Raw genomic sequence first — 516 nt, 5'->3', positions numbered from 1 at the left:
ATAATAGCTTCAGCAACGTGCCCTACTGGGATCCTCTGCGATGGAAGCCTTCTTCGAGTTCCTTTGGTCTGCCTCGGCCGTTTTGCTGGTGATACTGGTGTTGTTGCATAGCCCCAAAGGGGATGGGCTGGCGGGCATCGGCGGCCAAGCTCAATTGTTCTCCAGCTCCAAAAGCGCCGAGCAGAACCTCAACCGCATCACCTGGACGGTAGCCACCCTCTTCCTCTCCATCAGCGTGGTGTTGGGGGCAGGCTGGCTCTCGGCAGCCACAGGCCCCTAGGGATCCCTGTCATCGTGGCGGTCATCTACTTGCACGGATTCGGCTCTGGGCCCCAATCGGCCAAGGCTACTTTTTTCCGGCAGCGGCTGCAGCAGCTTGGGATCTCTCTGCAGGTGCCCGATCTCAACCAGGGCAACTTTGCCCAGCTTACCTTGACCCGCCAGATCCGGCAGGTTTCTGAGCAGTTGGCGCAAATGGGCCATCCTCCCGTTACCCTTATTGGTTCTAGCTTGGGG

2 protein-coding genes are annotated in these 516 nt (G+C 59.1%); both read left to right on the top strand.

All coding sequences use genetic code 11. The annotated features are described in order from the left end of the window. Positions 1–40 precede the first annotated feature (40 nt). Complete coding sequence (gene secG, locus NW858_RS13155) at positions 41–280, top strand: preprotein translocase subunit SecG (RefSeq protein ID WP_011431281.1); 240 nt, start codon at positions 41–43, stop codon at positions 278–280. Between the two features lie 14 nt (positions 281–294). After that, positions 295–516 (top strand): YqiA/YcfP family alpha/beta fold hydrolase (locus NW858_RS13150; RefSeq protein ID WP_414520662.1); only part of this gene is annotated, 222 nt, incomplete at its 3' end.

Origin of the sequence: Synechococcus sp. H55.10 (assembly GCF_047502715.1) — a bacterium.
GTDB lineage: Bacteria > Cyanobacteriota > Cyanobacteriia > Thermostichales > Thermostichaceae > Thermostichus.
The sequence above is the reverse complement of the archived record's forward strand: the minus strand, read 5'-3'. Positions and strand labels throughout refer to the sequence as shown.

What these genes read in the sequence shown, in the direction of transcription:
- secG (WP_011431281.1), top strand. Translation starts at nt 41, where the DNA reads ATGGAAGCCTTCTTCGAGTTCCTTTGGTCTGCCTCGGCCGTTTTGCTG.